This window comes from Pseudomonas sp. ZL2, assembly GCF_054788455.1.
On the sequence record NZ_JBGOGX010000014.1, the window covers coordinates 12,938 to 38,498 of the forward strand.

The 25,561-nt window shown below is 63.6% G+C and carries 25 protein-coding genes; 17 read left to right on the forward strand and 8 right to left on the reverse strand.

Going from position 1 to position 25,561, the window contains the following annotated elements; genetic code table 11:
• Window positions 1–2 precede the first annotated feature (2 nt).
• Window positions 3–956: a Dyp-type peroxidase gene (locus ABM562_RS12280; RefSeq protein WP_134062626.1), complete on the forward strand. Its 954-nt coding sequence runs from the start codon at window positions 3–5 to the stop codon at window positions 954–956.
• A 3-nt stretch (window positions 957–959) separates the two neighbouring features.
• Here the strand turns inward: ABM562_RS12280 and ABM562_RS12285 are convergent, their stop codons facing one another.
• The gene (locus ABM562_RS12285) at window positions 960–1,859 is read right to left on the reverse strand and encodes a LysR family transcriptional regulator (RefSeq protein WP_115086587.1); all 900 of its coding nucleotides are present in this window, start codon (window positions 1,857–1,859) and stop codon (window positions 960–962) included.
• Between the two features lie 213 nt (window positions 1,860–2,072).
• On the opposite strand from ABM562_RS12285, the gene moaB reads away from it, so the two are divergent.
• Window positions 2,073–2,612, forward strand: a complete 540-nt coding sequence (gene moaB, locus ABM562_RS12290) for a molybdenum cofactor biosynthesis protein B (RefSeq protein ID WP_115086588.1) — start codon at window positions 2,073–2,075, stop codon at window positions 2,610–2,612.
• A gap of 300 nt (window positions 2,613–2,912) precedes the next feature.
• On the opposite strand, the gene ABM562_RS12295 is transcribed toward moaB, so the two are convergent.
• Together ABM562_RS12295 and moaA are read right to left on the reverse strand one after the other, a co-directional pair.
• The gene (locus ABM562_RS12295; protein WP_460422123.1) at window positions 2,913–3,812 is read right to left on the reverse strand and encodes a bestrophin family protein; all 900 of its coding nucleotides are present in this window, start codon (window positions 3,810–3,812) and stop codon (window positions 2,913–2,915) included.
• Window positions 3,813–3,816: 4 nt separating this feature from the next.
• The gene (gene moaA / locus ABM562_RS12300) at window positions 3,817–4,821 is read right to left on the reverse strand and encodes a GTP 3',8-cyclase MoaA (RefSeq protein WP_460422125.1); all 1,005 of its coding nucleotides are present in this window, start codon (window positions 4,819–4,821) and stop codon (window positions 3,817–3,819) included.
• Window positions 4,822–5,163: 342 nt separating this feature from the next.
• Here moaA and ABM562_RS12305 point away from each other — a divergent pair, with 342 nt between their 5' ends.
• The 10 genes from ABM562_RS12305 (at window position 5,164) to ABM562_RS12350 (ending at window position 16,970) form a co-directional block, all read left to right on the forward strand.
• Window positions 5,164–7,488, forward strand: a complete 2,325-nt coding sequence (locus ABM562_RS12305) for an FdhF/YdeP family oxidoreductase (protein WP_460422127.1) — start codon at window positions 5,164–5,166, stop codon at window positions 7,486–7,488.
• Window positions 7,489–7,587: 99 nt separating this feature from the next.
• Window positions 7,588–8,964: a cytochrome ubiquinol oxidase subunit I gene (locus ABM562_RS12310; protein WP_115089530.1), complete on the forward strand. Its 1,377-nt coding sequence runs from the start codon at window positions 7,588–7,590 to the stop codon at window positions 8,962–8,964.
• Between the two features lie 14 nt (window positions 8,965–8,978).
• Entirely contained in the window at window positions 8,979–9,995 is a 1,017-nt protein-coding gene (gene cydB, locus ABM562_RS12315) for a cytochrome d ubiquinol oxidase subunit II (protein WP_134062636.1), read from the forward strand.
• 102 nt (window positions 9,996–10,097) lie between these two features.
• Window positions 10,098–10,844: a hypothetical protein gene (locus tag ABM562_RS12320; RefSeq protein ID WP_115089532.1), complete on the forward strand. Its 747-nt coding sequence runs from the start codon at window positions 10,098–10,100 to the stop codon at window positions 10,842–10,844.
• A 69-nt stretch (window positions 10,845–10,913) separates the two neighbouring features.
• Entirely contained in the window at window positions 10,914–11,231 is a 318-nt protein-coding gene (locus tag ABM562_RS12325; RefSeq protein ID WP_115089533.1) for a DUF2388 domain-containing protein, read from the forward strand.
• A 132-nt stretch (window positions 11,232–11,363) separates the two neighbouring features.
• Window positions 11,364–13,622, forward strand: a complete 2,259-nt coding sequence (locus ABM562_RS12330) for a sigma 54-interacting transcriptional regulator (RefSeq protein ID WP_460422130.1) — start codon at window positions 11,364–11,366, stop codon at window positions 13,620–13,622.
• Window positions 13,623–13,667: 45 nt separating this feature from the next.
• Window positions 13,668–14,873, forward strand: a complete 1,206-nt coding sequence (locus tag ABM562_RS12335; RefSeq protein ID WP_115089535.1) for an S-methyl thiohydantoin desulfurase domain-containing protein — start codon at window positions 13,668–13,670, stop codon at window positions 14,871–14,873.
• A complete protein-coding gene (locus ABM562_RS12340; RefSeq protein WP_233674404.1) occupies window positions 14,870–15,586 on the forward strand; it encodes an aspartate/glutamate racemase family protein in 717 nt (238 codons plus the stop codon). The genes ABM562_RS12335 and ABM562_RS12340 overlap by 4 nt, the downstream gene beginning before the upstream one ends.
• Window positions 15,587–15,764: 178 nt before the next feature.
• Window positions 15,765–16,451: a hypothetical protein gene (locus ABM562_RS12345; RefSeq protein ID WP_115089537.1), complete on the forward strand. Its 687-nt coding sequence runs from the start codon at window positions 15,765–15,767 to the stop codon at window positions 16,449–16,451.
• 75 nt (window positions 16,452–16,526) lie between these two features.
• On the forward strand, window positions 16,527–16,970 hold the full coding sequence (locus ABM562_RS12350) for a hypothetical protein (protein ID WP_460422132.1): 444 nt from the start codon (window positions 16,527–16,529) through the stop codon (window positions 16,968–16,970).
• A gap of 29 nt (window positions 16,971–16,999) precedes the next feature.
• Here the strand turns inward: ABM562_RS12350 and ABM562_RS12355 are convergent, their stop codons facing one another.
• Both ABM562_RS12355 and ABM562_RS12360 read right to left on the reverse strand, forming a co-directional pair.
• The gene (locus ABM562_RS12355; protein WP_460422134.1) at window positions 17,000–17,623 is read right to left on the reverse strand and encodes an FMN-dependent NADH-azoreductase; all 624 of its coding nucleotides are present in this window, start codon (window positions 17,621–17,623) and stop codon (window positions 17,000–17,002) included.
• Complete coding sequence (locus tag ABM562_RS12360) at window positions 17,616–18,077, reverse strand: GNAT family N-acetyltransferase (RefSeq protein ID WP_115089540.1); 462 nt, start codon at window positions 18,075–18,077, stop codon at window positions 17,616–17,618. Before ABM562_RS12360 ends, ABM562_RS12355 begins: the two co-directional genes overlap by 8 nt.
• Before the next feature lie 87 nt (window positions 18,078–18,164).
• Between ABM562_RS12360 and pdxR the strand changes: the two genes are divergently transcribed.
• Window positions 18,165–19,577, forward strand: coding sequence for a MocR-like pyridoxine biosynthesis transcription factor PdxR (gene pdxR / locus ABM562_RS12365; RefSeq protein WP_460422136.1), 1,413 nt, complete (start codon window positions 18,165–18,167; stop codon window positions 19,575–19,577).
• 12 nt (window positions 19,578–19,589) lie between these two features.
• Here pdxR and ABM562_RS12370 read toward each other — a convergent pair whose 3' ends face one another.
• A complete protein-coding gene (locus tag ABM562_RS12370; protein ID WP_460422138.1) occupies window positions 19,590–20,981 on the reverse strand; it encodes an aldehyde dehydrogenase family protein in 1,392 nt (463 codons plus the stop codon).
• 103 nt (window positions 20,982–21,084) lie between these two features.
• On the opposite strand from ABM562_RS12370, the gene ptrR reads away from it, so the two are divergent.
• The gene (ptrR, locus tag ABM562_RS12375; RefSeq protein WP_115089543.1) at window positions 21,085–21,972 is read left to right on the forward strand and encodes a putrescine utilization regulator PtrR; all 888 of its coding nucleotides are present in this window, start codon (window positions 21,085–21,087) and stop codon (window positions 21,970–21,972) included.
• On the opposite strand, the gene ABM562_RS12380 is transcribed toward ptrR, so the two are convergent.
• Entirely contained in the window at window positions 21,950–22,252 is a 303-nt protein-coding gene (locus ABM562_RS12380) for a hypothetical protein (protein WP_115089544.1), read from the reverse strand. The two genes, ptrR and ABM562_RS12380, sit on opposite strands and share 23 nt — an antisense overlap.
• A gap of 132 nt (window positions 22,253–22,384) precedes the next feature.
• Here ABM562_RS12380 and ABM562_RS12385 point away from each other — a divergent pair, with 132 nt between their 5' ends.
• Entirely contained in the window at window positions 22,385–23,122 is a 738-nt protein-coding gene (locus ABM562_RS12385) for a TraX family protein (RefSeq protein ID WP_460422141.1), read from the forward strand.
• A gap of 88 nt (window positions 23,123–23,210) precedes the next feature.
• Window positions 23,211–23,357 carry a hypothetical protein gene (locus ABM562_RS12390; protein ID WP_460422142.1) on the forward strand — a complete coding sequence of 49 codons (147 nt, stop codon included), beginning with the start codon at window positions 23,211–23,213 and terminating at the stop codon, window positions 23,355–23,357.
• Here the strand turns inward: ABM562_RS12390 and ABM562_RS12395 are convergent, their stop codons facing one another.
• The gene (locus ABM562_RS12395; RefSeq protein ID WP_115089546.1) at window positions 23,358–24,686 is read right to left on the reverse strand and encodes a cation:proton antiporter; all 1,329 of its coding nucleotides are present in this window, start codon (window positions 24,684–24,686) and stop codon (window positions 23,358–23,360) included.
• Between the two features lie 220 nt (window positions 24,687–24,906).
• Between ABM562_RS12395 and ABM562_RS12400 the strand changes: the two genes are divergently transcribed.
• On the forward strand, window positions 24,907–25,473 hold the full coding sequence (locus ABM562_RS12400; protein WP_115089547.1) for a cupin domain-containing protein: 567 nt from the start codon (window positions 24,907–24,909) through the stop codon (window positions 25,471–25,473).
• Window positions 25,474–25,561: the final 88 nt, after the last annotated feature.

The following is a 25,561-nucleotide window of genomic DNA, read 5'->3' on the forward strand; positions in this document are numbered from 1 at the left end:
CCATGAACAACGATATTCCTGAACCCCAAGCGGTGTGCAGCCCGATCACCAGCAGCGCGATTTTCATGGTCGCCACCCTGGCGCCCGGGCGTGACGCGCTGCACACCGTGCGCGAATGGTGCGCCGATATCGCCGGCCTGACCCGCTCGGTCGGCAAGCGCGTGCCGGCGGGCAACCTGTCGTGCGTGTGCGGTTTTGCCGCCAGTGCCTGGGACCAGCTGTTCGGCGGGCCGCGGCCAGCGGCCTTGCACCCGTTCCGTGAGTTTGGCGTAGAAGGGCGCCGCGCACCGGCCACCCCCGGCGACATCCTCCTGCACATCCGCGCCGACCAGATGGACCTGTGCTTTGAACTGGCCACCCAGCTGATGACGGCCTTGGGCGATGCGGTCAAGGTGGTGGATGAAGTGCAGGGCTTTCGCTATTTCGACATGCGCAGCATCGTCGGCTTCGTCGATGGCACCGAGAACCCGGTCGGTCGCCAGGTACCCAAGTTCACCCTGATCGGTGATGAAGACCCGGCCTTCAGTGGCGGCAGCTATGTGCTGGTGCAAAAGTACCTGCACAACATGACCGCCTGGAACGCGCTGCCGGTGGAGGCGCAGGAGCGGGTCATAGGCCGCACCAAGCTGTCGGACATCGAGCTCGGTGACGAGGTCAAGCCCAGCAACTCCCACAGCGCCCTGACCACCATCACCGGCGCGGACGGCGAAGAGCTGAAGATCCTGCGGGACAACATGCCGTTCGGCCGCCCCGGCGCGGGTGAGTTCGGTACTTACTTCATCGGCTATGCACGTTCGCCGGCACCGATCGAACTGATGCTCGAGAACATGTTCGTCGGCCGTCCGGTCGGCAACTATGACCGCCTGCTGGATTTCAGCACGGCGGTCACCGGCGGGCTGTTCTTCGTGCCCTCGGCCGAGCTGCTCGAAGACCTGGCCGAGCGGACACCAGACTAGTGCCTACGCCGGTTTCAATTCGCTGTCGAGCAGTGATTTGACCTCGGCAAAGCACTTCTCCGCGATTGCCGAACGCGGCTCGGTACGCCGCAGCAGCAAGCCGATGGGGGCATGCACGCTGGCAGCACTGATCGGCACGATGCGCAGGTGCTCGCTCAAGCCTTCCAGGCCGTAATCCAGCGGCATGATCGCGCAGCACATGCCGGCGCAGGCGGCCTGGATCAACTGGTAGCTGGAATCGCTTTCCAGCACCGCATGGGGCTGCAGGCCGCGGCTGCGAAAGCTCAGGTCGACCGACTGGCGATAATGCATGCCCTTGCTCAACAGCCCCAGGGGCACTTCGCTGACCGCTTCCCAGGGGAGTTCAGCCTGCTCGAACTGGAAATGACGCACGTCGTACAACAGGCCCATGCGCGTGGTGCCCAGTTCGATCACGTCGAAATAGGCGCTGTTGATCTGGTCCAGGTAGCAGATACCCAGGTCCAGCTGGTTGCGGCTCAGGCCATCGGTGATCTGCTCCGAGCTCAAGGATGACAGCTGGAACTGCAGCTCCGGATAGCGCTGGGCCAGGGGCTGGAGAAACTGCATGGGGTTGAAGCTCGACAGCGGCACCATGCCCAGGCGCAGGCTGCCGACGATCTGCCCGCGGCAACTGGCGGCTTCGGCCTGCAAGCCGTCATAGGCGGCAAGCAAGGTGCGGGCCCAGGCCAGGATGCGCTCGCCGGCCTCAGTGAAGCCCTCAAAACGCTGGCCACGGGTTACCAGCACCAGGTTCAGTTCGTCTTCCAGGTTGCGCAGACGCATCGACAACGTCGGCTGGGTGATATGGCACAGCGCCGCGGCCTGGCCGAAGTGGCGGGTCTGGTCCAGGGCGAGGAGAAACTTGAGTTGTTTGATATCCATGGCACAGCCTGGCAAGTCAGTGGGGGCGGGTGGGAAAACGGTAAAGCAAAGGGCCAGGCCCGTCCAATGAGCATTAGTGACCGGGTGATAGAGGCGCTTGATCAGTAGACGATAGACCCACTCGATAAGCCGGTCGGATCTATCGATTGGACGCTGCCGGTGTTTAGTTCTAGCGTTGCCCGCAACTTCCTGACTGCTGCCAAGGGGCTTTGCATGAGTATCAAACTGGACGCGGCCTTTGTGCCGCTGAATATCGCCGTGCTGACCGTCAGTGACACCCGCAGCTTTGACAACGACACCTCTGGCGAACTGCTTGCCAGCCGCGCGGTGGAGATGGGGCACCGGTTGGTTGATCGGGTGTTGCTCAAAGATGACCTGTACAAGATTCGCGCCCAGGTGGCGGGCTGGATTGCCGAAGACGACGTGCAGGTGGTGCTGATCACCGGCGGTACCGGCTTTACCGGCCGCGACAGTACCCCGGAGGCGGTGGCCTGTTTGTTCGACAAGCACATCGACGGTTTTGGCGAGCTGTTCCGCGCCTTGTCGATCCTCGACATCGGCACCTCCACCGTACAGACCCGCGCCCTGGCGGGCCTGGCCAATGGCACCCTGGTGTGCTGCCTGCCGGGCTCCACCGGCGCCTGTCGCACCGCCTGGGAAGGCATCCTCGCCGAACAACTGGATGCCCGCCATCGGCCTTGCAACTTCGTTGCCCACCTCAAGCCTGGCAAGCTGTGCGAATCGCGCCAGTGAACTAATCGCGGGGCACCGCTCCCACAGGTCTTGCGCCGACCTTGTGGGAGCCGGTCTTGCCGGCGATCGAGCGCGAAGCGGTCGTAGCTCAACCCACAGCTGATGTGCTGGTTTCAGTGGCCTCATCGCTGGCAAGCCAGCTCCCACAGGTATTGCGCCGACCTTGTGGGAGCCGGTCTTGCCGGCGATCGAGCGCGAAGCGGTCGTAGCTCAACCCACAGCTGATGTGCTGGTTTCAGTGGCCTCATCGCTGGCAAGCCAGCTCCCACAGGTATTGCGCCAACCCCGCGATGGGGCGCTTCAGCTCAAGACAAAATCCACCGGCAACAGCGGCGGCGGCAGGTCCTTGCGCCCGGTCGCACCCAGCAGCTCGCGCTCCAGCGTACGCACCATGGCATCGGTGGGCAGGTCGTTCTCGTCGCGGCCAAACGGGTCCTCGAGCTCGTCGCTGATCGCATCCAGGCCGAAGAAGGTGTAGCTGACGATCAAGGTGAAGATCGGTGCCAGCCAGCCCAGCGGCTCGGCCATGGCGAACGGCAGCAGGATGCAGAAGATGTAGATGGTGCGGTGCAGCAGCAGGGTGTAAGGGAAGGGCAGCGGTGTGGTCTTGATCCGCTCGCACACCGCCTGCGTCTCCGACAACCCGCGCAATCGCTGCTCCAGGTTGAGGTAACGCCATTCGCTGATCTGCTGTTGCTCGGCCAGTTGCGAACAGCGCTTGCCGATGCTTTGCAGGATCCCGTCGCTGATGTTATGCAGCGGCAAGTTCGAAGACTCTGCCACCCAGGGTTGCGCCGCTTGCAGCTCATCTTCGCCACGCAACCTGGCATTGAGCGCATGGGCATAGCCACACAGCGCCAGCAACAAGCTATCGCGGGTCTTGCGGTCGGCAATCACCACGCTCTCGCGAATGAACGAGCGCACCTCGATGATCATCTGCCCCCAGGCCTTGCGCCCCTCCCACCAGCGGTCGTAGCAGGCGTTGTTGCGAAAGCTCATGAAGATCGACAGGGAAATACCCAGCAGGGTGAAGGGTGTGGCGTTGACCTTGGCGAAGAACGCCGGATGCAGGTTCTCCACCAGCACGATCAGCGATGCCAGGGCGGTGACCATCACGCTGCGCCGGGCAATGCGTTTGGCGATCGAGCCTTTGAGGGAAACCAGGACGTTGAGCAGGTTGGGTTTGGGATGGACGATCATCGGGCTAGCCGCCAGTCATGTTCATGAAGCGCAGGATCTGCACCTCACCGTTGATATCGAAGGTGTGGCTGTAAGGTTTGAGGGTCATGGCCTGGCGGATGGCCTTGTCCAGGCGTTCAGTGTCACCCGGGTGGGCACGCAGCACCTGCTTGAGGTCGGCGGAATGTTCATTGCCCAGGCACAGCAGCAGCCGCCCTTCGACGGTCAGCCGCACACGGTTGCAGGTGCCGCAGAAATTGTGGCTGTGGGGCGAAATGAAGCCGATACGGATGTCCGGTGCTTCGGCCAGGCGCCAGTAACGCGACGGGCCCTGGGTCGATTCGGCCGATTCGAGCAGGGTGAAGTGCTCGGCGATACGCGCACGCACCTCGTCGCTTGAGCAATAGGACTCGCTGCGCTGGTGCTCGCTGATCACGCCCAAGGGCATTTCTTCGATAAACGAGATGTCCAGTTGGCGGTCGATGGCAAAGCGCACCAGGTCGACCACTTCATCATCGTTGCGGCCCTTGAGCACCACGCAATTGAGCTTGGTGCGGCGAAAGCCTGCGGCATGGGCGGCATCGATGCCGGCAATCACCTGGGCCAGGTCGCCGGTACGGGTCAGGGCCTTGAAGCGCTGGGCATCGAGGCTGTCGAGGCTGATGTTCAGGCGCGACAGGCCGGCATCGAACAGCGGCTGGGCCAGGCGGGAGAGCTGCGAGCCATTGCTGGTCATGCACAGCTCGCGCAGGCCAGGCAGGGCGGCAACCCGGGCGCACAGTTCGACGATGCCCGCGCGCACCAGCGGCTCGCCGCCGGTCAGGCGGATCTTGCGGGTGCCCATGGCGACAAAGCGTTCAGCAAGCTGATACAGCTCTTCAAGGGTGAGGATGCGCTGGCGCGGCAGGAACTGCATGTCTTCGGCCATGCAATAGACGCAGCGAAAGTCGCAGCGATCGGTGACCGACATGCGCAGGTAATCGATTTTCCGACTGTAGCCGTCGACCAGTTGTTTGCCGTTTGCACTCATGATGGGCAGGGCCTCTTATATCGCGGCAGAGATGCTGTTTGGAGAATAAACCTTTGATAGTTGTTGAGGGTAAATAGCCCATGCAAGTCGGTCAAATCACTAATAATGACCACGTGATAAGGTTCATCTATCGGTGGCTTGAGAGGCCCGTATTCAGGGGCTTTCGGCGCGGTGATAGAGGGTTTTGATCGGTTCGTCATTTCTTTTGATTAGACGCAAAAGTCCACGCTCAATAGCCTGAAAGGGTAGAAAACGAAGTTCGCCATTAACTGCGATGTAACTATCAAGTTGTTAGATGGCGAAACGTTAAAGTTGTCCTGCGTGCCAAGCGAGGAAGCCCCGATGAGCCAAGATGAACATATAAAAAACTATGACGCCCCCGCCGCCGGTTGGGGCGCGCTGAAGAGCGTGACCAAGAGCTGGCTGGGCAGTGAAAACGCCTTCAAGAACCTGCGGGTGATGCTCAAGACCAACCAGAACGGCGGTTTCGACTGCCCGGGCTGTGCCTGGGGCGAGTCGCCGGAAAGCGGCATGGTCAAGTTCTGCGAGAACGGTGCCAAGGCGGTCAACTGGGAGTCCACCGGGCGCCTGGTCGATCCGGATTTCTTTGCCCGCTACAGCGTCACCGAGCTGGCCCGGCAGAGCGACTACTGGCTTGAATACCAGGGCCGCCTGACCCATCCGATGCGCTACGACGCCGCCACCGATCACTACATCGAAACCAGCTGGGAAGACGCCTTCGCGCTGATCGCCAAGCACCTCAACAGCCTCGAATCCCCCGACCAGGCCGAGTTCTACACCTCGGGCCGGGCCAGCAACGAGGCGGCCTTCCTCTACCAGTTGTTCGTGCGCGCCTATGGCACCAACAACTTTCCTGACTGCTCGAACATGTGCCATGAGGCCAGCGGCGTCGGCATGTCGGAAACCCTCGGGGTCGGCAAGGGCACCGTGGTGTTCGACGACCTGGAGCACGCCGACGCAATCTTCGTCATCGGCCAGAACCCTGGCACCAACCACCCGCGCATGCTCGAACCGCTGCGCGAGGCGGTCAAACGCGGTGCCCAGGTGATCTGCCTGAACCCGCTCAAGGAGCGTGGCCTGGAGCGTTTCCAGCACCCGCAACACCCGTTCGAGATGCTCAGCAACGGCTCGGAACCGACCAACACCGCGTACTTCCGCCCGGCCCTGGGCGGCGATATGGCGGTGATGCGCGGCATCGCCAAGTTCCTCCTGCAATGGGAACGCGAAGCCCAGGCCAAGGGCGAGCCCGCGGTGTTCGACCATGCCTTCATCGCCGAGCACACCTCGGGGCTGGAGGCCTACCTGGCCGAAGTCGATGCCACCCCTTGGGCGCACATCGTCGAGCAGTCGGGCCTGAACCTGGCCGAGCTGGAGCTGGCCGCGCGCATGTATCGCCGCGCCGAACGGGTGATCATGTGCTGGGCCATGGGCGTGACCCAGCACCGTCACTCGGTGCCGACCGTGCAGGAAATCATCAACCTGCAACTGCTGCGCGGCAACGTCGGCAAGCCGGGTGCCGGGCTGTCGCCGGTGCGTGGCCACAGTAATGTGCAAGGTGACCGCACTATGGGCATCGACGAGCAGCCGCCGGCACGCCTGCTCGATGCCCTGGAAGCGCGCTTCGCCTTCAAGGCCCCGCGCCTGCACGGGCACAACGCGGTGCTGGCGATCCAGGCCATGGAAGAGCAGCGCGCCAAGGTGTTCATCGCCCTGGGCGGCAACTTCGCCCAGGCCACCCCGGATACCCCGCGCACCCACGATGCCCTGCGCAACTGCGAGCTGACCGCGCACATCGCCACCAAGCTCAACCGCTCGCACCTGGTGACTGGCCGGGATGCGCTGATTCTGCCGTGCCTGGGCCGTACCGAAATCGACGTGCAGGCCGAAGGGCCGCAAGGCATCACCGTCGAAGACACCTTCAGCATGGTGCATATCTCCCATGGCCAGCTCAAACCCTGCTCGGCGCTGCTGCGTTCGGAGCCGTCGATCGTCGCCGGCATCGCCAAGGCCACCCTCGGTGACCGGCCGATCGACTGGGAGTGGACCGTGGCCGACTACAGCCGCATCCGCGACCTGATTGCCGACGTCATCCCGGGCTTTGCCGACTTCAATGCGCGCCTGCAGCACCCCGGCGGCTTCCACCTGGGCAACACCGCCTCGCAGCGCGAATGGCTGACGCAAAGCGGCAAGGCGCAGTTCACCGCGAGCGTGCTGCCGGCGCAACTGGTCAACGAAGAGGTGCTGGCCCGTGGCGACACCCCGGACCTGATCCTGCAGACCCTGCGTTCGCACGATCAGTACAACACCACCCTGTACGGCCTCGATGACCGCTACCGTGGGGTGTTCGGCCTGCGCGACGTGGTCTTCGTCAACGAGCAGGACATTCGCCGCCTGGGCTTCGAGCCCAACGAAAAAGTCGACATGGTCTCGCTCTGGGAAGACGGCCGCGAGCGCCGGGTCAGCGGGTTTACCCTGGTGGCCTACGACATCCCGCCAGGACAGGCGGCGGCCTACTACCCGGAAACCAACCCGCTGGTGCCGCTGGAAAGCTATGGCGATCGCACCTTTACCCCGACCTCGAAGTTCATCGCGATCAAACTCGAGAAAGCCAGTGCAGACAACCTGATTCCATCAGCGCACATCTGACACTTCACTCGACTTCCACCTACTGACTGAAACCCTGGAGCCTGCAGCCGCCATTTACTGGCGGCCGCAGGTGGGCCAGCGGTTTCTCGGGATACTGTCATGTTCAATCTGGATGCGTTGGATCTGGCGCGGATTCAGTTCGCCTTCACGGTCTCGTTTCACATCATCTTTCCGGCGATCACCATCGGCCTGGCCAGCTTTCTGGCCGTGCTCGAAGGTTGCTGGCTGAAAACCCACAATCAGGTCTACAAGGACCTCTATCACTTCTGGTCCAAGCTGTTCGCGGTCAACTTCGGCATGGGCGTGGTCTCCGGCCTGGTCATGGCCTATGAGTTCGGCACCAACTGGGCGAGGTTCTCCGACTTTGCCGGGAGCATCACCGGGCCCTTGCTCACTTACGAGGTACTCACCGCGTTCTTCCTCGAAGCCGGTTTCCTGGGGGTGATGCTGTTTGGCTGGGACCGGGTAGGGCGGCGCCTGCACTTTTTTGCCACGATCATGGTGGCGATCGGCACGCTGATCTCGATGTTCTGGATCCTCTCGTCCAACAGCTGGATGCAGACCCCGCAAGGCATCGAGATCGTCGACGGCCGCGTGGCGCCGGTGGACTGGTTCAAGATCGTCTTCAACCCGTCGTTCCCCTACCGATTGATGCACATGGCGCTGGCGGCGTTTCTCTCCACCGCGTTCTTCGTCGGTGCCTCGGCGGCCTGGCACTTGCTGCGGGGCAACGACACGCCGCAAATCCGCAAGATGCTATCGATGGCCATGTGGATGATCCTGGTGGCCACGCCCGTGCAGATCGCGGTCGGCGATGCCCATGGCCTGAACACCCTGGAGCACCAGCCGGCGAAAATCGCCGCCATCGAGGGCCACTGGGACAACAAACCCGGTGAGCCATCGCCGCTGGTGTTGTTCGGCCTGCCGGACATGCAGGCCGAAACCACCCGCTACAGCCTCGAAGTGCCGTACCTGGGCAGCCTGATCCTGACCCACAGCCTGGACAAGCAGATCCCGGCGCTCAAGAGCTTTGCCAAGGAAGACCGGCCCAACTCGACCATCATCTTCTGGAGTTTCCGGGTCATGGCCGGGCTGGGCATGTTGATGCTGCTGTGTGCCCTGGCCGCCCTGGTACTGCGCCGCAACGGCGCGCTGTACCGCAACAAGGCCTTTTTGTGGCTGGCCTTGCTGATGGGCCCCTCCGGGTTGATCGCCTTGCTGGCCGGCTGGTTCACCACCGAGATCGGCCGCCAGCCCTGGGTAGTCTACGGCTTGCTGCGCACCACCCAGGCCGCCTCGAACCATGGTGCCTTGCAGATGAGCGTGACCCTGGCGTTGTTCGTGGTCATTTACTTCTCGGTATTCACCGTCGGCATCGGCTACATGATGCGCCTGGTGCGCAAGGGCCCGAACGCCGCCGATGCACGGCACACCGATGACGCCACCGCGCGCAGACCGCTGTCTGCGGCTGATTGAGAGAGGATTTGAACATGGCAATTCAAGGCATCGACCTGTCGATCATCTGGGGCGTGATCATCGCCTTCGGGCTGATGATGTACGTGATCATGGATGGCTTCGACCTGGGCCTGGGCATCCTCTTTGCGCTGATCGAGGACTCCCGCGAGCGTGATGTGATGATGAACACCGTGGCGCCGGTGTGGGATGGCAACGAAACCTGGCTGATCCTCGGCGGCGCGGCGCTGTATGGCGCCTTTCCGCTGGCTTATGCGGTGATCCTCGAAGCGCTGTACCTGCCGCTGGTGCTGGTGCTGGCCGGGCTGATCTTTCGCGGCGTGGCGTTCGAGTTCCGCTTCAAGGCCGAGGCGCACCGGCGTCATGTGTGGGACAAGGCGTTCATTGGCGGTTCGATCGTCGCCACCTTCTTCCAGGGCGTGGCGATCGGTACCTATATCTCCGGTATTCCGGTGGTTGACCGCCAGTTCGCCGGCGGCGCCCTCGACTGGCTGGCGCCGTTCCCGCTGCTGTGCGGCGTCGGCTTGCTGCTGACCTATGCCTTGCTCGGCAGCACCTGGCTGCTGATCAAGACCGAGGGCATGCTTGAGTCGCGCATGCGCCATTACAGCCGACCGCTGACCTACCTGCTGGCCCTGGTGATTGTACTGATTTGCGCCTGGACCGCCTGGATTCACGCTGATATCGCCCAGCGCTGGCTGGCCGGTAGCCACTGGATGCGTTCGCTGCTGCTTGCTGTGCTGGCCGTCGGTGCGGTGGTGATGATCCAGAAGGCCCTGCGCAAACGCCATTCGCACCTGCCGTTCATCGGCGTGGTGGGGCTGGTGTTCCTCGGTTACCTGGGCCTGGCCATCAGCATCTGGCCGAACATCGTGCCGCCCGGCATCAGCCTCTGGCAGGCCGCTTCGCCGCCGTCCAGCCAGCTGTTTGCCCTGATCGGCGCGCTGTTCATCATCCCGGTGATCCTGGTCTACACCTTCTGGAGCTACCACGTGTTCCGCGGCAAAGTGAAAGTCGGCGACGCCTACCACTGAGGCAATATCGCCCGTCATCGCACTTTTTCGGATTTGTCGGCTCTATTCATGGCCAGGCGGCGCTGATCCCCAGCACCGCCAGAGATTTCCGACCCGGTGCCGATGGTTGATCCGTTCCTCGTCCGTTTACTGCGAAACGTGCGCCTGCCATTGATGGCGGGCGCCTTGCTTGCCAGCCTCAGCGCCTGCACCCAGCAACAGGGCCGCGACATCGCCAGCCAGTTCAGCGAAGGCCGCCCCCAGGAACTGTTCCAGACCAGCGTCGATCGCATGGCCACGCTGTCGATGCGCGACAACCTGCGCAGCCTGTACCTGCTGATGAACAAGTTGTACCTGCGCAACCCCAACCAGTGGCGCCTGTCCGGCTATGTCGACGCCACCACCGCCGAGCGGCAGATCCGCCAGGCCATCGAGCAACGCCAACCCTTGCCGCAACTGGGCGAGCGCCGCGACCTGGCAGCGCTCAGCTATGCCCTGAGCCCGGAGTTTCGCGGCGACCGGGTCGGCGCCTTCATTTATGCCATCGGCAGCATGCTGGTCACCGCCCATGGCGGGCGCAGCGAATTCTTCATGACCGATACCATCGACCCGCAGTTCGTCAGCAACGCCGCGCGCAACATCGAAAAGGCCACCTGGCTGCTCAGCCAGCGCCAGGACGCCAATGGCGTGCTGCTGTTGTTTTCCAACGAGATATCGGAGGAGGGCAGCAACCTGAGCTTTGCCGTGGAGTTCGGCAAGATCGTCGCGCGCCTGGACCTGCTGGCGCAGATGCTCGACGAGCGCTACCGGCGCATTGGCCTCAATTATGCGCAGAGCCTGTTGCTGATGAATTTCCTGCCGGTGCAGTAGGGCAGGGAACTCAGGGTGACTTGCGGCAATCCTAGTTGATGTAGGCACTCTTTATCCGGAGGCATCATCATGCGCCGTTTACTGCTCGTTTCCTCGCTTGTGTTCTGTCTGCCCTTCGGCTCGGCCCTGGCCAAAGTCGACGCCGGTGATGTCGCCACCTCGGCCGGGGTATCCGCGTCGCTGTACTCGACCTTCAAGGATGACAAACGGATCATTCCGGCGCGGGACGATGCCTCGTCGTTCATCGCCAGCGGCGGTGCAATCCGTGGGGTTTACCTGGAGTCGATGCTGCAGAGCATCCGCGCGCAGAATCCGGACCTCAACGCCAGCGATGAAGAGTTGGCCCGGGCGATTTTGCTCCAGGATGAGTTTGGCGCCGGGCAGTAACGGCGACTGCTGCGGTCGATCGCGATAGGCCTGACGGTCGCCGCACGTCTAAATCCCCCGCATAATGGCCACCTGCTACTGCGCTTCTGCTATACCTCTACCCCTGCCAATACCACTTCAGGAAGGATTCCGATGGGGGCATCCAGCAGGGAGCAGGGCGCCGCAAGCAATGGCGTAATGGGGCCTTCGCGGGCCATGCAGGCATTGCACGCACTGATGGAGCGGGTAGCGGCAAGCGACCGTCCGGTGCTGATCTGCGGCCCCACCGGGGCCGGCAAGGAAGTCATCGCCCAGCAACTGCATCGTCTTGGTGCGCCTGGCAAGCCGTTCATCGACCTCAACTGCGGGGCAATTCCGGAGTACCTGCTCGAAGCCGAGCTGTTCGGTCATGCTCGAGGGGCCTTTACCGGGGCGGTGGGTGAGCGGGCCGGGCATTTGCAGATGGCCGGTGCAGGCACCCTGTTTCTTGACGAAGTGGGTGAGTTGCCACTGACCCTGCAACCGAAGTTGCTGAGGGTACTGGAAACCCGTCAGTACCGGCCGCTGGGCAGTAGCGAGAACCGCCACTTCGCCGGGCGGGTCATCGCTGCCACGCACCGTGACCTCAAGACGCTGGTGCATGAAGAACGCTTTCGCGAGGACCTTTACTACCGCCTTGCCGTGTTCGAGCTTGAGCTGCCAGGCCTGGACGCCCGGCGCGAAGATATTCCCGGCCTGATCCAGTACTTCTGCAGCCTGCAGCCACGCCCGCTGACGTTCGACGCCCGGGCGACGGCGCTGCTGTGCCAACGGGACTGGCCTGGCAATGTCCGCGAGCTGCGTAACCTCATCGACCGTATCGGCGCCCTGGCCCAGAGCCCGCTGATCGACTGTGCCGCCCTGCAGGCTTTCCTCGAGCCGGCGCAGCACTCGCCGCAGAAATGGGCGAACCTCGCCGAAGCGCTGCTGCAACTGGAGGGCGGTGACAAGCTGGCAGCGACCGAGAACCTGCTGGTGGAACATGCGCTGCAACGTTGCAAGGGCAACAAAAGTGCGGCCGCGCAGTTGCTTGGGGTCAACCGCAAGGTAATCGAGCGGCGCCAGAAGTTGCGGGCCGACAAGCGCCTGGCGGTAGAACGCTACCTTGCCCAGGGGCGCCTGCTGATCGAAGACGCCGACTTCCGTGGCGCCTTGCCGGTATTGCAGAAAGGCTTGCAGGTTGCAGGTGAAGTCTTCGAATGCAAGGACCTATGGCGCCTGCAGTTCGAACTGCACCGCTTGCTGGGCGTGAGTTTTCGCAGCATCGAGGGTTGGCTCAGCGATACCAGCCAGGCCAGCTACCGTAGCGCCCTGGCCCTCGCTGCGGAACAGGGTACTTCAGACGAGCTGTCGTCGGTGCAGTTCGGTGTCTGGACCACCCAGTTGATGAGCCTGGATCTGGGCAAGGCGCGGGCCACCGCCCAGGACATGCTGCAGCGGGCGCAACTGGCCGGGCTCAGTGCCCTGCGCATCGAGGCGCATGTGGCGATGGCCAATACCTTGTTCTGGCTCGGCGATTTCGAGGAAAGCCTGGCCTGCCTGAACCGTGGTGAGCTGCTCAGCGAATACCAGCCGGACTGGCCCCAGACCCAGGGCCTGGACCTCATTGGCCTGGCGATTACCTTCGAGGGGCTGGCCGCCTTCGAGTTGGGCCGCTTCGCTCAAGCCCGCCACGCCCAGGCCCAGCTCACCGCCCGGGCCGGGCAGACCGATGCCAACGCCTTCAACCGCGCCGTGGCCCTGCAGGGCGCTGCCTGGCTGGCGGCGCTGCTGGGCCTGCAACCCGACCTGGGCGCCCTGGCGCGGGAGCTGGAGCAGCTATCGGCATGTCACGAGTTTTCGTTCTATCAGGGCGTCGGGCAGATCCTGCGCGGTTATCACCAGGGGCTGGAAGGCTTCTACGATGAGGGTGAGCGCGCCATAGCCGACGGCTACCACCACCATGTCCTGCGCAACGGCGGGCAGTTGTTCCACGGCTTCCAGGCCTGGAAGCGCGCAGAAGTGTTGCTGCTGGCCGGACGGGTACGTGAAGCACTGGCCCTGGTCAACAGCGCCCTGGACCTTGCCCAGGACCATCAGGAGCGCGCCTACCTGTGCGAGCTGATGCTGCTCAAGGGCCGCGGATTGCTGGCCGCCGGCGAGCAGGATGAAGCCGAAAGCGCCCTGCGCAACACATTGTCCACCGCCCTGACCCTCGGCAACGTCCCGGCGCGCCTGCGCACCGGCCTGGAGCTGACCCGCCTGTTGCAGCGCGACGGTCGCCCGGAACAGGCCGCCCAGGTGCTGGAGCGGGCCTTGCGCGGCATCGAGGCGGATTGCGGCTACCCCCCGGCGCAGGAAGCCAGTGACTGGCTGGCACGGCTGCGGCGCTGACACCTCTACGGCAATTCACCCACAGACAACACCAGGAGCAAGACCATGGCTTTCGAGCTGGAACATAAGGATATGCGTGCGTTGATCGATGGCGGCTGTTTTTTCGGCAGTGGTGGGGGCGGCACGCGCACCTCGGCCCTGCACTTGCTGGAGCATTTCCAGGTCGGTGATTTTTATCCCGCCACCCGGGTCAGCGTGGTCAGCGTGGAAGAGGTAGAGGAGGGCGACGCTGGCGTATTGGCCTACATGGGGGCGCCCGAAGCCATCGCCGGTTGCCGCTACCCCCTTGGACCGGTCCAGGCCTTGCAGAGTCTTGCCCGGCGCCTGGCCAGCGAAGGTCGCAGACTGGCTTATGTGGTGCCGCCAGAGAGCGGTGCCCTGGGTTTTCTGGTGGCGTGCCTGGCGGCTGCGCGGCTTGGCCTGGCGGTGGTCGATGCCGACGGTGCCGGACGGGCAGTGCCATCGTTGCCGATGCTGACCTTCGCCGCCGCTCAGGTGCCGCCACGGCCGGCCTTCGTGGTCAGCCACAACGGCCTTGAGGTGGAGCTGAACGTGACCCCACCCGTCGACGCTGCAGATTACAACAATGATGCCAGCGTAATCGCCGAGCAAATGCTGCGGCCGATCGTCGCTTCGCCGGCATTTGGCGAGTTCGGTGGCTTGGCGTTGTGGGTCATGAGCCCTGAGCAACTGCACCGGGCATTGCCGATTCGCGCCACGCTCAGCCGTGCACTGGCCCTGGGCCGGGCCTTGCACGCCGGTGAGCTGGGCAGCACCGAGGCACTGCTGGCATTCCTCGCCAACCGCTGCGGCATCCAGGCCCGGGTGCTGTGCGGGCCGGCGCGCATCGACCATGCCGGGGCCAACACCATGGGCGGCTTTGATATCGGCACCATCGACCTGCAAAGTGCCGATGCCAGCCTGCGCCTGTGCTACGAGAATGAGTCGCTGCTGTTGTGGGACAAACAGCAAGCGCAACCGCTGGCCATGGCCCCGGACAGCATCAGCTGGTTCATCCCGGGCTCCGGCCCTGGCCCGCAGGTGGCCTCCAACGGCGACCTGGTCGGCAATGACGGTGCCCTCGTCGGGCCCTACAGCGGTCGGCCTGTCTGCCTGCTCGGCTGGCAGGCCGAGGCGCCGCTGCGGGTACCTGGGGGGCTGATCCTCTGGAGCTTCCAGCAATTGCTCGCCGGCCTGGGCTATCCCGGCCCCTATCGCAGCGTCGGGCAATTGCAGGAGCTCCGCTCATGAGCCTGCGTATCGCCATGCTTGCGCCGGTCAACAGCAGTGCCTACAACACGGCCCTGATGGCCTCCATCGCCCCGGTAGTGCCGGCGGACGTAAGCGTCCAGGTGTTCAACCTCGACCAGGGCAGCCCCTGTATCGAAAACCGTTTGAACCTCAGTGAAAATACCCCGGCAGTGGTAGCGCTGGCCCGGCGCCTGGAGCAGCAGGGCTACGACGGTATCTGGCTCAGCGACTTTGACATGTGTGGGGTAGAGGCGGCCAGGGAAGTCATCGACATCCCTATCATCGGCGGCTTTCCCACCTCGGCGTTCACCGCGCTGGGGCTCTGTCAGCGGTTCTCCATCATCACCATCCTGCAGAGCACCCTGGCCCTGCAGCGTGGTCATGTGGCCAACTACGGCCAGAGCAGCAACTTTGCCTCGATTCGTGCCATCGACTGCCCGGTGGCGAGTTTGAGCGATGTCGATGTGGTCCTGGTCAAGGCACTGGAGGCTGGCCTGGCGGCAGTCCGCGAGGACGGCGCGCAGGCGCTGCTGCTGGGTTGCACCGGTTTCATGGGCGTCGCCGAACGGCTGTCGCGCCTGCTTGAGCAGGACCTGGGCTGCTATGTACCGGTACTGGACCCCAACCAGTGCGGCTTCAGTTTCCTGCTGTCGCTGGTGCGCATGGGCTTGCGCCCGAGCCGTTTGTGCTACAGCAAGGCGAGCCTGGGCTGAGGTGGCCGATTGCGTCCCCGGCCACGGGGACGCAATGGACGAAAACGGCCAACCATTTTTCGTTGTGTTTTGCCAAGTCATTGATTTTACGGTCATTAGCGACTTGGCACAGATGCTGCTCTTCTCTCCTTGCGTGGCAGACGAACTGCCCGTACCCAACACGACAATGGAGAGTGTCATGCCCAATTACTACGTGGACTTCAATAACAACACCAGCGAAACCTGGACCATGGGGGTGTATCAGGAACTGCCAGGCTCGATCGGCCTGGCGAGTGTTTCCTGGAAGCAGACCACCGTACCGCAGATGGGTGAAAGTGGCGTGGAATGGTCGGTTGACTACAACGTGACCATCGCCAACTACAAACAGATCGGCGGGATTGGTGTGTACAAGGCCAGCCAGACCCTGGAAGCCAGCCTGGGTTCGGTGTGGGATTGCGTGTTCGAAAACAACGTGCAGCAACTGCGTCTGGGCAGCGGATCCACCTCGCCGGACTCGATTCAGATCCGTAACGCCTCCAACCAGTTGGCCAACCTGGGCATTGGTATGAGCGGCCAGGGTTCGGTGTACAAGCCCGATGTCGTCGGCGGCGGCACCGCGCAGTTCCAGGTCACTCCGACCTATTACGTCGGCTTGTTCAATAAACTGGTGCTCGGTGAAGTGATCAGCAGCAACGTGGTGGTCGGCCCACTGAAACTGGTGTTCCCGTCCGGATTGAACTGCGCCACCGTCACCGCGCGGATGGACGGTGCCAACATCCGCTTGAGCATTACCTATTCGCAGGCGTCTTCGGTGTCTTACGAGGTGACCAAGCGCCTGCGTGGCATTCAGAAGGAACGTACCGGCGAGCTGCTCGAGTCCGCCTAAGCCTTGCCCTCGGTGTGCTGCGCCCGTGCGCGGCACATCCGGGGTGCGGTTTGCCCTTTTTGCAAGGAGCTGATCATGAATGAAGCTGTGAAGTCCCAAGCCCTGACCCAGGACGGCCCGCTGGCTTTCAGCAGCGGCGCGGACGTCAAGCCCACGGAGCTGCAGAAATTTGTCGCAACGGTCGACCAGCAGGCCGCCGAAGTGGCCCGCGGGCTGCTCGACAGCCTGAAGAAAGAAGGGGTGAAAGCCCGCGTGGAGCAGCGCCAGAACCAGTACCTGATAATTCAGGAAGCGCTCAACCCCAGTGTCGCCGAGCTGGCGGCGGTCGAGCCAAACGGTCGGCCATCACGGATCCGGCTGTTTATCCGCAGTAGCGATGCACCGCCGACGATCAACGCCCTGCGGCTGTTTTTCCGCGACTGGCGGGCGGTGGCCGGGCTGGTCGCTGTCGGCGCCACCTGGCAGGCCGGCCAATGGCTGATGACGGTGCGCCGGCGCGAAGGCCCGACCCAGCACTGAGGTCGTGTTGCTGGCAGGTCACGCAGGGCTCAGGCAGGCGTGGCCAAATCGCCGAACAACGGATGTCCTGCAAGTTGAAGCCTGGCCTGAGTAGTGGCAGCAAGCACCGCCTGCTCATTGATGGCCAGGCCTTCCAGGTAGACGAAGTGCACATTCTGCAGGCCGAGTGTACCGAGCACGTGACGCAGGTAGGCGCTCAGGAAATCCGGCTGGCGAGCCCGTGCCCCCCGATGAAAACCACCTGAACTGACGATCACGTAAACCGGCCGATCCACCAGCAGGCCGACCTTGCCGTCAGGGCCGGCAATGAAGGTACGGTTGATCCGCAACACATGATCGATCCAGAGCTTGAGCACTGCCGGTACGGTGAAATTGTGCATGGGGGTTGCGATCAGCAGTAAGTCGCAACGCTCCAGTTCGCCAACAAGTGCCTCGGAACTGGCGAATACCGGGTCGTGTGCCGGCGTCAGCCGGGTCAGCGCAGTCGCATAACCGGCGCTCAGGGGTGCCAATGGCTCTGCTGCCAGATCACGCAGGGTTACCGTGGCCTGCGCGTGGCGTTGCCTGATGCAGTCGAGCAGTTCACTGGCAAGGCGCAAGCCAATCGAGGCGCTGCCGCGCGTGCTGGCATTGATCAGCAGCACGTTATCCATGGCGCTGTGGCTCGGTGGCTGGCAATGCCTGAACGAAATGCATGCCTTTGCCCAGCAGTCCCTCGCGATAATAGAAGCGCTGGGCCAATGGCATGTGTAATCCGGTATCCAGCACCAGGTGCGCATGGCCGCAGCGCAGGCCTTCTGCGCGCGCCGCATCGAGCAACGCTGCGCCCACACGAAGGCCACGCAGTTCGGGGGCTACCACCAGATCGTCGACATAGGTAAAGCGCCCATAGAGCAGATTTTCGCTGTGGCGCACACCGGCCAGCCCAATGAGCTGCTCGCCGTAAAAAGCCCCAAGCAGCCTGTAGCCCTGCTGCGCTTGCCGCCTGACTTGCTGAGCAAACGCGTCGGCGTCAATCAGGTGCGGCCGAAGCTCGCGCATGAGCTCGAATGCGGCGTGCTGTTCGGCGCCGTCTTGCAGAAACCGGATGGTTGCCTGTTTGCCCACGGGTATCTCCCTGATCAAGTTGAGGCGTTACTTTACGGCTGTAACGGACTACCTTATAGATCCAAATAATGCACAAACGACTAGGACATGCCGAACACCTGCCCGCCACTCGACCCACAGGCGGCGACGCCGATCTACCGTCAGCTCTACCTGCGCTTTCGCGATGCCATCAGTGCCGGACGCCTTCAGCCTGGCGAGCGTCTGCCGTCAGTCCGGGCCCTGGCAGCGGAACTCAACCTCGCGCGTGGGACGGTCGAGGCGGCTTACCAGATGCTTGGCGGTGAAGGCTATGTGCAAGCCCGAGGGCCGGCCGGTACGGTGGTAGCGCCCTTGCTCAGTACAACGCCGGTTGCTGTCGGTGTGCAGCGGCTCGAGCGGCCACCGACCGCTCCGAGTCCTTCAACACTTGTACCCATGCCTTTGCAGATTGGCTTGCCAGCGCTGGACGCATTCCCGCGCAAGCTGTGGACGCGCCTGGTCGGTCGCGCCTTGCGCCAGGGCGGCCTGGATGGTCTGGTGTACCCAGATCCTCAGGGGCACCTTGCACTGCGCAAGGCCCTGGCTATTTACCTGGGGGTGTCACGGGGGATTTCCTGCACAGCGGAACAAATTTTCATCTGCGCCGGGTACCGAGCCTGCCTCGACCTGATATGCCGCAGCCTGCTGCACGATGGCGATCGCTGCTGGTTCGAAGACCCGGGCTACTTCCAGGCCAGGCGCTTTCTTGAGCAAGCCCGGGCGCAGTTGGTCCCGGTTCCGGTCGATGGCGACGGCCTGGATGTCGAAGCCGGTATGGCGTTGGCCCCGGATGCGCGCTTCGCCCTGGTCACTCCCCATCACCAGAGCCCCCTCGGGGCCACGCTCTCGCTGCCCCGGCGCCAACGCCTGCTGGAATGGGCCAGCAGCCAGGGCAGCTGGGTCATAGAGGACGACTACGACAGCGAATACCGCTACCGCGGCCGCCCGGTACCGGCACTGAAGAGCCTCGACACCCAGGGGCGGGTACTGTACTGCGCCACCTTCAGCAAAGTGCTGGCGCCAGGCCTGCGTCTGGCCTATCTGGTGGTTCCCCAGGCCCAGGTGGCGCGCTTCGCCACCGTGGTGGGGGACATGCAGAACCACTGCCCGCACCTGTTGCAGGCGACGGTGAGCGCCTTTATCGAAGAAGGGCACTTTGCCCGGCATTTGAGAAAAATGCGCGGCCTCTATGCCGACAGGCGCCGGTACCTGGTCGACGCCTTGCAGGCCGAGTTGGGCGAGCACCTGCAACTGGACAACAAGGCGGCGGGCATGCACCTGGTGGCGCATCTGAGCGGCGGGGGCGACGATTGCACGATCGCCAGGCGGGCGCGGGACCTTGGCCTGGCGATCGAACCCCTTTCTGGCTGGTATCGCGGGCCGGGGCAACGGCACGCTCTGTTGATCGGCTTTACCAATGTCGCCAGCCGCGAACAGGCCGTTGCGCTGGCCAGGCAGTTACGTCTGGCGATGGACCTTTAACCGTGGCGGATGTCAGTTGCGATCCACCCACACGGTCTGCGCATTGCAGAACTCGCGCACACCGAAGTGCGACAGCTCGCGGCCAAAGCCGCTTTTCTTCACGCCGCCGAAGGTCACGCGCGGGTCGCTGGCGCAGTAGCCGTTGATAAACACGCCGCCGGTGTCCAGCTCATCGGCCAGTTGCTCGGCCAGCGCGGCGTTGCTGGTGTAGATGGTCGAGGCCAGGCCGAACTCGCTGTCGTTGGCCAGTTCCAGGGCATGGCGGGGATCGCGGGCGCTGATGATCGAAGCCACCGGGCCGAACAGTTCCTGCTTGAACGAGGTCATCTGGTCGGTGACGTTGGCCAGCACGGTAGGCTGGTAGTAGTTACCGTTGCCTTCGGCCTTGCCACCGCCGAGCAGCAGCGTTGCGCCTTCGGCCAGGGTCGCCTGGACTTGCTGGTCAAGCTCCTCGCGCAGGTCGAAGCGCGCCATCGGGCCGATGTAGGTGTCGGCGGCGTGCGGATCGCCCATGACCAGGGCCCGGGTGGCCTCGACGAACTTGCGGGTGAATGCTTCGACCACGCCTTGCTCGACGATCAGGCGCTTGGCGGCGGCGCAGACCTGGCCGGTGTTCTGGTAGCGGCCGATCACCGCGGCTTTTACCGCTTCATCGAGGTTGGCATCGTTGAGCACGATGAACGGGTCGGAGCCACCCAGTTCCAGCACGCATTTTTTCAGCGCGGCACCGGCCTGGGCGCCGATGGCGGTGCCGGCCCGTACGCTGCCGGTCAGGGTCACGGCGGCGATGCGCGGGTCGGCAATGGCCTTGGAGACGCCGTCCGGAGTGACGTTGATCACCTCGAACACACCTTCAGGGAAGCCGGCGCGCTTGAATGCATCGAGCAGCAGGTAGGCGCTGCCCATCACGTTTGGCGCGTGCTTGAGCACATAGGTGTTGCCGGCCAGCAGCGCCGGTACTGCACCGCGCAGCACCTGCCAGATCGGGAAGTTCCACGGCATCACCGCCAGCAGCGGGCCCAGCGGACGGTATTCGATGCGTGCCTGGCCAGCAGGTACCTGGGCAGGCTCGGCCTGGAGCATGGCCGGGCCATTGGCCGCATACCATTCGCACAACTGGGCGCATTTCTCGATTTCGCCCTGGGCCTGGGCGACCGGCTTGCCCATTTCATCGGTGATCATCCGCGCCATGGCCACGACGTTGTCGCGCAGGGCGCCGGCCAGGGCCAGCAGCAGGTCGGTACGCGCCGCTACCGGCGTGCGGCGCCAAGCGGCAAAGCCGGTGGCGGCCCGGGCCAGGGCGGCATCCAGGACGGCAGCGCTTTCATAGGCGTAATGGCCGATCTGCTCGCCGCTGGCGGGGTTGATCGACAAAGCATGGGTCTGGAAGTTGATCGCGGTCATCACGGCGGTCCTGATGGGAGGAGAACGGCTTCAGACTACTGCGTTGTATCTTTGCCTGAAACTGAATAATACTGAGCAAAACATTCACGCAGAGAGAATGACGATGGACCTGGTGCAACTGGAGATGTTCAAGGCGGTGGCCGAGCAGGGCAGCATCAGTGCTGCGGCCCAGCACATCCACCGCGTGCCGTCGAACCTGACCACGCGGATCAAGCAACTGGAGCAGGAACTGGGTGCCGAGCTGTTCATCCGCGAGAAAAGCCGCTTGCGCCTGTCACCGGCGGGCTGGAATTTTCTCGACTATGCCCGGCGCATTCTCGACCTGGTGGCCGAGGCGCGGCTGACCGTGGCCGGTGACGAGCCGCAAGGCGCCTTCGCCCTTGGCTCGCTGGAAAGCACCGCCGCCGTGCGTATCCCGACGCTGCTGGCGGCTTACAACCAGGCCTACGCCAAGGTCGAGCTGGACCTGACCACCGGCCCGTCGGGGGCGATGATCGACGGTGTGCTGGCCGGGCGCCTGAGTGCCGCGTTCGTCGATGGCCCGGTGCTGCACCCGGCACTGGAGGGGGTACCGGTATTTGTCGAAGAGATGGTGCTGATCGCACCGCTGAACCATGCGCCGATTACCCGCGCCGCCGAGGTCAATGGCATGACCATTTACGCCTTTCGCGCCAATTGCTCGTACCGGCATCACTTCGAAAGCTGGTTTGCCCAGGACGAGGCGGTGCCGGGCAAGATCATTGAAATGGAGTCGTACCATGGCATGCTCGCCTGCGTCAGCGCCGGTGCCGGCCTGGCACTGATGCCGCGCAGCATGCTCGAAAGTATGCCCGGGTGCAGCACGGTGAGTGTCTGGCCGTTGTCGCAGCGCTTTCGTTACCTGCGCACTTGGCTGGTATGGCGGCGGGGTACGGTATCGCGCAGCTTGAGGACGTTTGTGCAGTTGCTGGAGGCACGCGGCGAGGTGCTCAAGGTCGAGGAGGCGCAGTGAAGTGTGCGGCGCCTGGATTTTCGAGCGCTGTGCGCTCGATCGCCGGCAAGGCCGACTCCCACAGGTTCGATGGCGCCAGGTTGTCCGCGCTGCGCACACCACGCAACTGATCCGCAAGCTGGGCATTGATCGCCACCAGCTTGGCAATGTTCTGCCGCGCCTTGAGCAATTCGGTGTTCAGGTACTCGGCTTCGTTGGTCATCAGCACCACCTGATGCTTCCACATTTCCACCAGGGTCGGTGAGTCCGGCGTGGCGAAGTCTTCATCGTAGTCGTTCATGATGGTTACTCGTTGTTGCTGTATGCATATACAGTAATCGATATTTGCGACCTTTTGCCAGCCCAGCCGACAAACTGCAGGCGATGGACACCCGGGTGTGGCATTGTCAAATGCCGCACAGGTTCTACCGGGATGGACATGACCGAACAGCCAACAGCCCCGCGCGACAGTGGCCTGGACCTGCTCAAGTGGCTGGCAATCATCACCATGGTCGCCGATCACCTGCGCTTTGTCTGGCCGGCCGAGCACTGGCTGTTTGTCGTTGGCCGCCTGGCGTTTCCCTGGTTCTGCCTGGCGATAGCCGCCAACGTTGCACGCAGCATACCCGGGCAAGTGTTTAGCGCCGGCAATGTCCGGTATGTGCGAGGGTTGGTGGTTTTCGCGCTGCTGTCGGAGTGGCCTTATCGCTGGCTCAATGGCCCTTCGCCGACGCTTAATGTCATGCCGACTTTGGCGTTGGGGTTGCTGATCGCCTGGGGGCTGCACCATCGCACCCGCGCGGCAGGCCTGTTGGCACTGGCAACGGCAGTGGCCGCGACGCTGGCGTCCGGTCGCTTGATGTACGGCGTGCCGGGTGTGTTGTTGCCTGGCGCTTTTCTTCTGGCCATGCGCTACCGGTCGCTGGCCTGGCTGCTGCCCGCCCTGTTGGCGCTGGCGGCGAACCTGACCGACCTGTGGCTTCGCGAGCATCCGCTGCACGCGATTGCGCTCATGGCCCTGGGCACCGCGTTTATATCTGCGCCGTTGGGGCTGATCGTGGTTCGGCTGAAATGGCAGGGGAACCTATGGCGGGTCGGCCGCTGGGGATACGGGTTCTATCCGTTGCATCTGGCGCTGATCAAACTGATTGCCGGCATTGACTATACTTGAGTTCAATGTACTGGCTCACCGGTCGATGTTGCGCGGATCCAGGTATATCGATCAGTGAGGGCTTGCTCAGGGCCCCAGGTATCGCAGCATGATGAACATTCACTGGGGCTACTTGTTGTTGGCAGCGATGCTGGTCGCTTCTGTCGGGGTACTGGCCTGGGGGGCTGCCGTGTCCCGGCGCCGTCGGCGCGAGGAGAGCATTGCTCGCCACCATGACCGCGACAGCGATGAGTGACTAATGTGGGTACCTGGCCAGCACCGGCTGGGTCGTCAGGCCATGCACCACAATGCTCAACGCGACGATCGACAGGACCAGCCCCGTGCATTCCCGCGTAACGGATACCGGCAAGCCCAGGTTCAAGGTATAGAACAGGTAGTACAGGCTGCCGATGCCGCGAATCCCGAACCAGCCCGTCAGCAGCCGCTGCTGGCGATTGAGCAGCGTCCTCCAGGGTAGCAGGTACACAGCCAGCGGCCGGATTGCGGCAAACAGGATCAGCCCCACGGTTACCGCTCGCCAGTCCCAATGGCTCGCCAGGACGATGCCCAGCAGGGTCACCAGAAACACTTCCATCACCCGTTCCACCAGGTTACCGAAGGCCAGCATGTCGCCCATCATGATGCCGGCGGCCACTTCGCTGTCGTCCAGCGCCGCGGTATCGCCATGCACGGCCTGATCGGGTTCCAGGTGCTGGTGGCCGACTACGGGTTGCACCCGATGCTCGGCGGGCACCGAGGCGCTGCCGCTGGAGCTGACTTCGGCCTGACGCAGGCCGAGACCCGCGGCGAACACCGAGAGAAAGCCGTAACCCTCGATCATCTCCGCCCCCACGTACGCCAGGGCGATCAAGGCCAGGGTCAGGTAATCGTTGGGTGATACCGTGCTGTCTTCGTTGCGGATGCTCAAGGCCAGCGTCACCCGGCCAAGGCCACGGCCCATGGCGTAGCCGAGCATCAGGCCGGCGGGCACTGCCCAGAGCAGGTCGTACAGGGTCCAGTGCAGCAGCGTGGCGGCATTCAGTTCCCGCGGGCTGATCATCAGTAGCCCGAGCAGCACGAAAGGGAAGGCCACGCCATCATTGAGCCCGGCCTCACCGGAAAGGCCAAAGCGCACCGCGTCCACGTCCTGGGCATTGCTCACCTGCACCAGCGAAGCCAGCACCGGATCGGTAGGCGCCAGAATGGCCGCAATCAACAATGCCACACCCCAGGGCAAGTCGAGCAACAGGTGCAACAGCAGGCACAGGCCGGCGATGGTCAACAGCATGACCGGGCCCGCCAGGCCAAAGGCAACGCGCCACAGGCGTCGGCTCAGGGCCAGGCGCAACTTGAGGCCGCTGACGAACAGTGAAAACAGCAGCGCGACTTCGGTCAGGTGCTCCATCCACGGCGCCGCTGCCACCAGGTCCAGTTGCAGCAGCCCAAGGCCCGAGGGGCCAATGGCGATGCCCAGCACCAGGCACACCGCCGAGGTGGTGACCGGCAACCAGCGCAGATAGGACGCGGCCAGGGCCAAGGCCAGCAGCACGACACCCAGTACGGCCATCCAGAGAATGAAACTCATCGCTGCGCCTCGAATGGCCGGACCCTTTCGTACAGCTTAGAGCGCTGCAGCCATACGAAATGTTCCTTTGGCCTGATGATTCCCGACCAGATGAGGGATATGGTGTGGGAGCCGGTAGCGGCCTTGCGACCAGTGACGTCTGAACGACAGGCAGGCTTCGGGGATCTTACTTATAGGAACCCGGCGAACAGTGCGGGGCAGAACCCCGTGGGGGTGTCAGATGAACCCAGCAGACAACTCTACCGAGCCGCAACCACGGCCCAGCCACCCGCGCTTTCTGTACTTTACCGACGACGGCACGACGCCGAACAGCCGTTTGCCGGTGCTGCTTTATCATTTGCCGATGAAGAAGGAGGCCGACAACGCAGGCTTCTTTGAAACCCTGTTCGCGCGCAACCGATGGACCCCACTGTGGCGGGCGGGCATCTTCGATTATCAGCATTACCACTCCAACGCCCATGAAGCCCTGGGTGTCGCCCAGGGCAATGCCCGGGTGATCCTCGGCGGGCCTAGCGGGCTCACCCTTGGCATTGGCCGTGGCGATGTTCTGGTGCTACCCGCTGGCACCGGCCACTGCTGCCTGGAGAGCAGCGAAGATTTCCTGGTGGTGGGGGCCTACCCGCAGGGCCAGGAGGCCTACGACATCCAGAGGCCCGCCAGCAGCAACCACGGGCCCAGCAAGGCGCGGATCGCCAGGGTGGCGATGCCGGATGGCGACCCGGTCACGGGCCGCGCCGGCATGCTCAACTCGGCATGGTCTGCCGCCAGCGCTCCTGAGGCTCGCTAGCCCATCCGGTCGATCTCCCGCACAAATGTATCTGTGCCCACCGAACCTGTGGGAGCGGGCTTGCCCCGCGATCGTAATCCAGGCAACA

Excerpts from the sequence above, each read along its gene's own strand:
- ABM562_RS12310 (WP_115089530.1), top strand. The coding sequence starts at position 7,588 with ATGTTCAATCTGGATGCGTTGGATCTGGCGCGGATTCAGTTCGCCTTC.
- ABM562_RS12380 (WP_115089544.1), bottom strand. The coding sequence starts at position 22,252 with ATGAACGACTACGATGAAGACTTCGCCACGCCGGACTCACCGACCCTG.
- ptrR (WP_115089543.1), top strand. The coding sequence starts at position 21,085 with ATGGACCTGGTGCAACTGGAGATGTTCAAGGCGGTGGCCGAGCAGGGC.
- ABM562_RS12370 (WP_460422138.1), bottom strand. The coding sequence starts at position 20,981 with ATGACCGCGATCAACTTCCAGACCCATGCTTTGTCGATCAACCCCGCC.
- moaB (WP_115086588.1), top strand. The coding sequence starts at position 2,073 with ATGAGTATCAAACTGGACGCGGCCTTTGTGCCGCTGAATATCGCCGTG.
- ABM562_RS12320 (WP_115089532.1), top strand. The coding sequence starts at position 10,098 with ATGGTTGATCCGTTCCTCGTCCGTTTACTGCGAAACGTGCGCCTGCCA.
- ABM562_RS12345 (WP_115089537.1), top strand. The coding sequence starts at position 15,765 with ATGCCCAATTACTACGTGGACTTCAATAACAACACCAGCGAAACCTGG.
- cydB (WP_134062636.1), top strand. The coding sequence starts at position 8,979 with ATGGCAATTCAAGGCATCGACCTGTCGATCATCTGGGGCGTGATCATC.
- ABM562_RS12390 (WP_460422142.1), top strand. The coding sequence starts at position 23,211 with ATGATGAACATTCACTGGGGCTACTTGTTGTTGGCAGCGATGCTGGTC.
- ABM562_RS12325 (WP_115089533.1), top strand. The coding sequence starts at position 10,914 with ATGCGCCGTTTACTGCTCGTTTCCTCGCTTGTGTTCTGTCTGCCCTTC.
- moaA (WP_460422125.1), bottom strand. The coding sequence starts at position 4,821 with ATGAGTGCAAACGGCAAACAACTGGTCGACGGCTACAGTCGGAAAATC.
- ABM562_RS12350 (WP_460422132.1), top strand. The coding sequence starts at position 16,527 with ATGAATGAAGCTGTGAAGTCCCAAGCCCTGACCCAGGACGGCCCGCTG.
- ABM562_RS12395 (WP_115089546.1), bottom strand. The coding sequence starts at position 24,686 with ATGAGTTTCATTCTCTGGATGGCCGTACTGGGTGTCGTGCTGCTGGCC.
- ABM562_RS12340 (WP_233674404.1), top strand. The coding sequence starts at position 14,870 with ATGAGCCTGCGTATCGCCATGCTTGCGCCGGTCAACAGCAGTGCCTAC.
- ABM562_RS12385 (WP_460422141.1), top strand. The coding sequence starts at position 22,385 with ATGGACATGACCGAACAGCCAACAGCCCCGCGCGACAGTGGCCTGGAC.
- ABM562_RS12280 (WP_134062626.1), top strand. The coding sequence starts at position 3 with ATGAACAACGATATTCCTGAACCCCAAGCGGTGTGCAGCCCGATCACC.
- ABM562_RS12335 (WP_115089535.1), top strand. The coding sequence starts at position 13,668 with ATGGCTTTCGAGCTGGAACATAAGGATATGCGTGCGTTGATCGATGGC.
- ABM562_RS12305 (WP_460422127.1), top strand. The coding sequence starts at position 5,164 with ATGAGCCAAGATGAACATATAAAAAACTATGACGCCCCCGCCGCCGGT.
- ABM562_RS12355 (WP_460422134.1), bottom strand. The coding sequence starts at position 17,623 with ATGGATAACGTGCTGCTGATCAATGCCAGCACGCGCGGCAGCGCCTCG.
- ABM562_RS12400 (WP_115089547.1), top strand. The coding sequence starts at position 24,907 with ATGAACCCAGCAGACAACTCTACCGAGCCGCAACCACGGCCCAGCCAC.
- ABM562_RS12295 (WP_460422123.1), bottom strand. The coding sequence starts at position 3,812 with ATGATCGTCCATCCCAAACCCAACCTGCTCAACGTCCTGGTTTCCCTC.
- pdxR (WP_460422136.1), top strand. The coding sequence starts at position 18,165 with ATGCCGAACACCTGCCCGCCACTCGACCCACAGGCGGCGACGCCGATC.
- ABM562_RS12285 (WP_115086587.1), bottom strand. The coding sequence starts at position 1,859 with ATGGATATCAAACAACTCAAGTTTCTCCTCGCCCTGGACCAGACCCGC.
- ABM562_RS12330 (WP_460422130.1), top strand. The coding sequence starts at position 11,364 with ATGGGGGCATCCAGCAGGGAGCAGGGCGCCGCAAGCAATGGCGTAATG.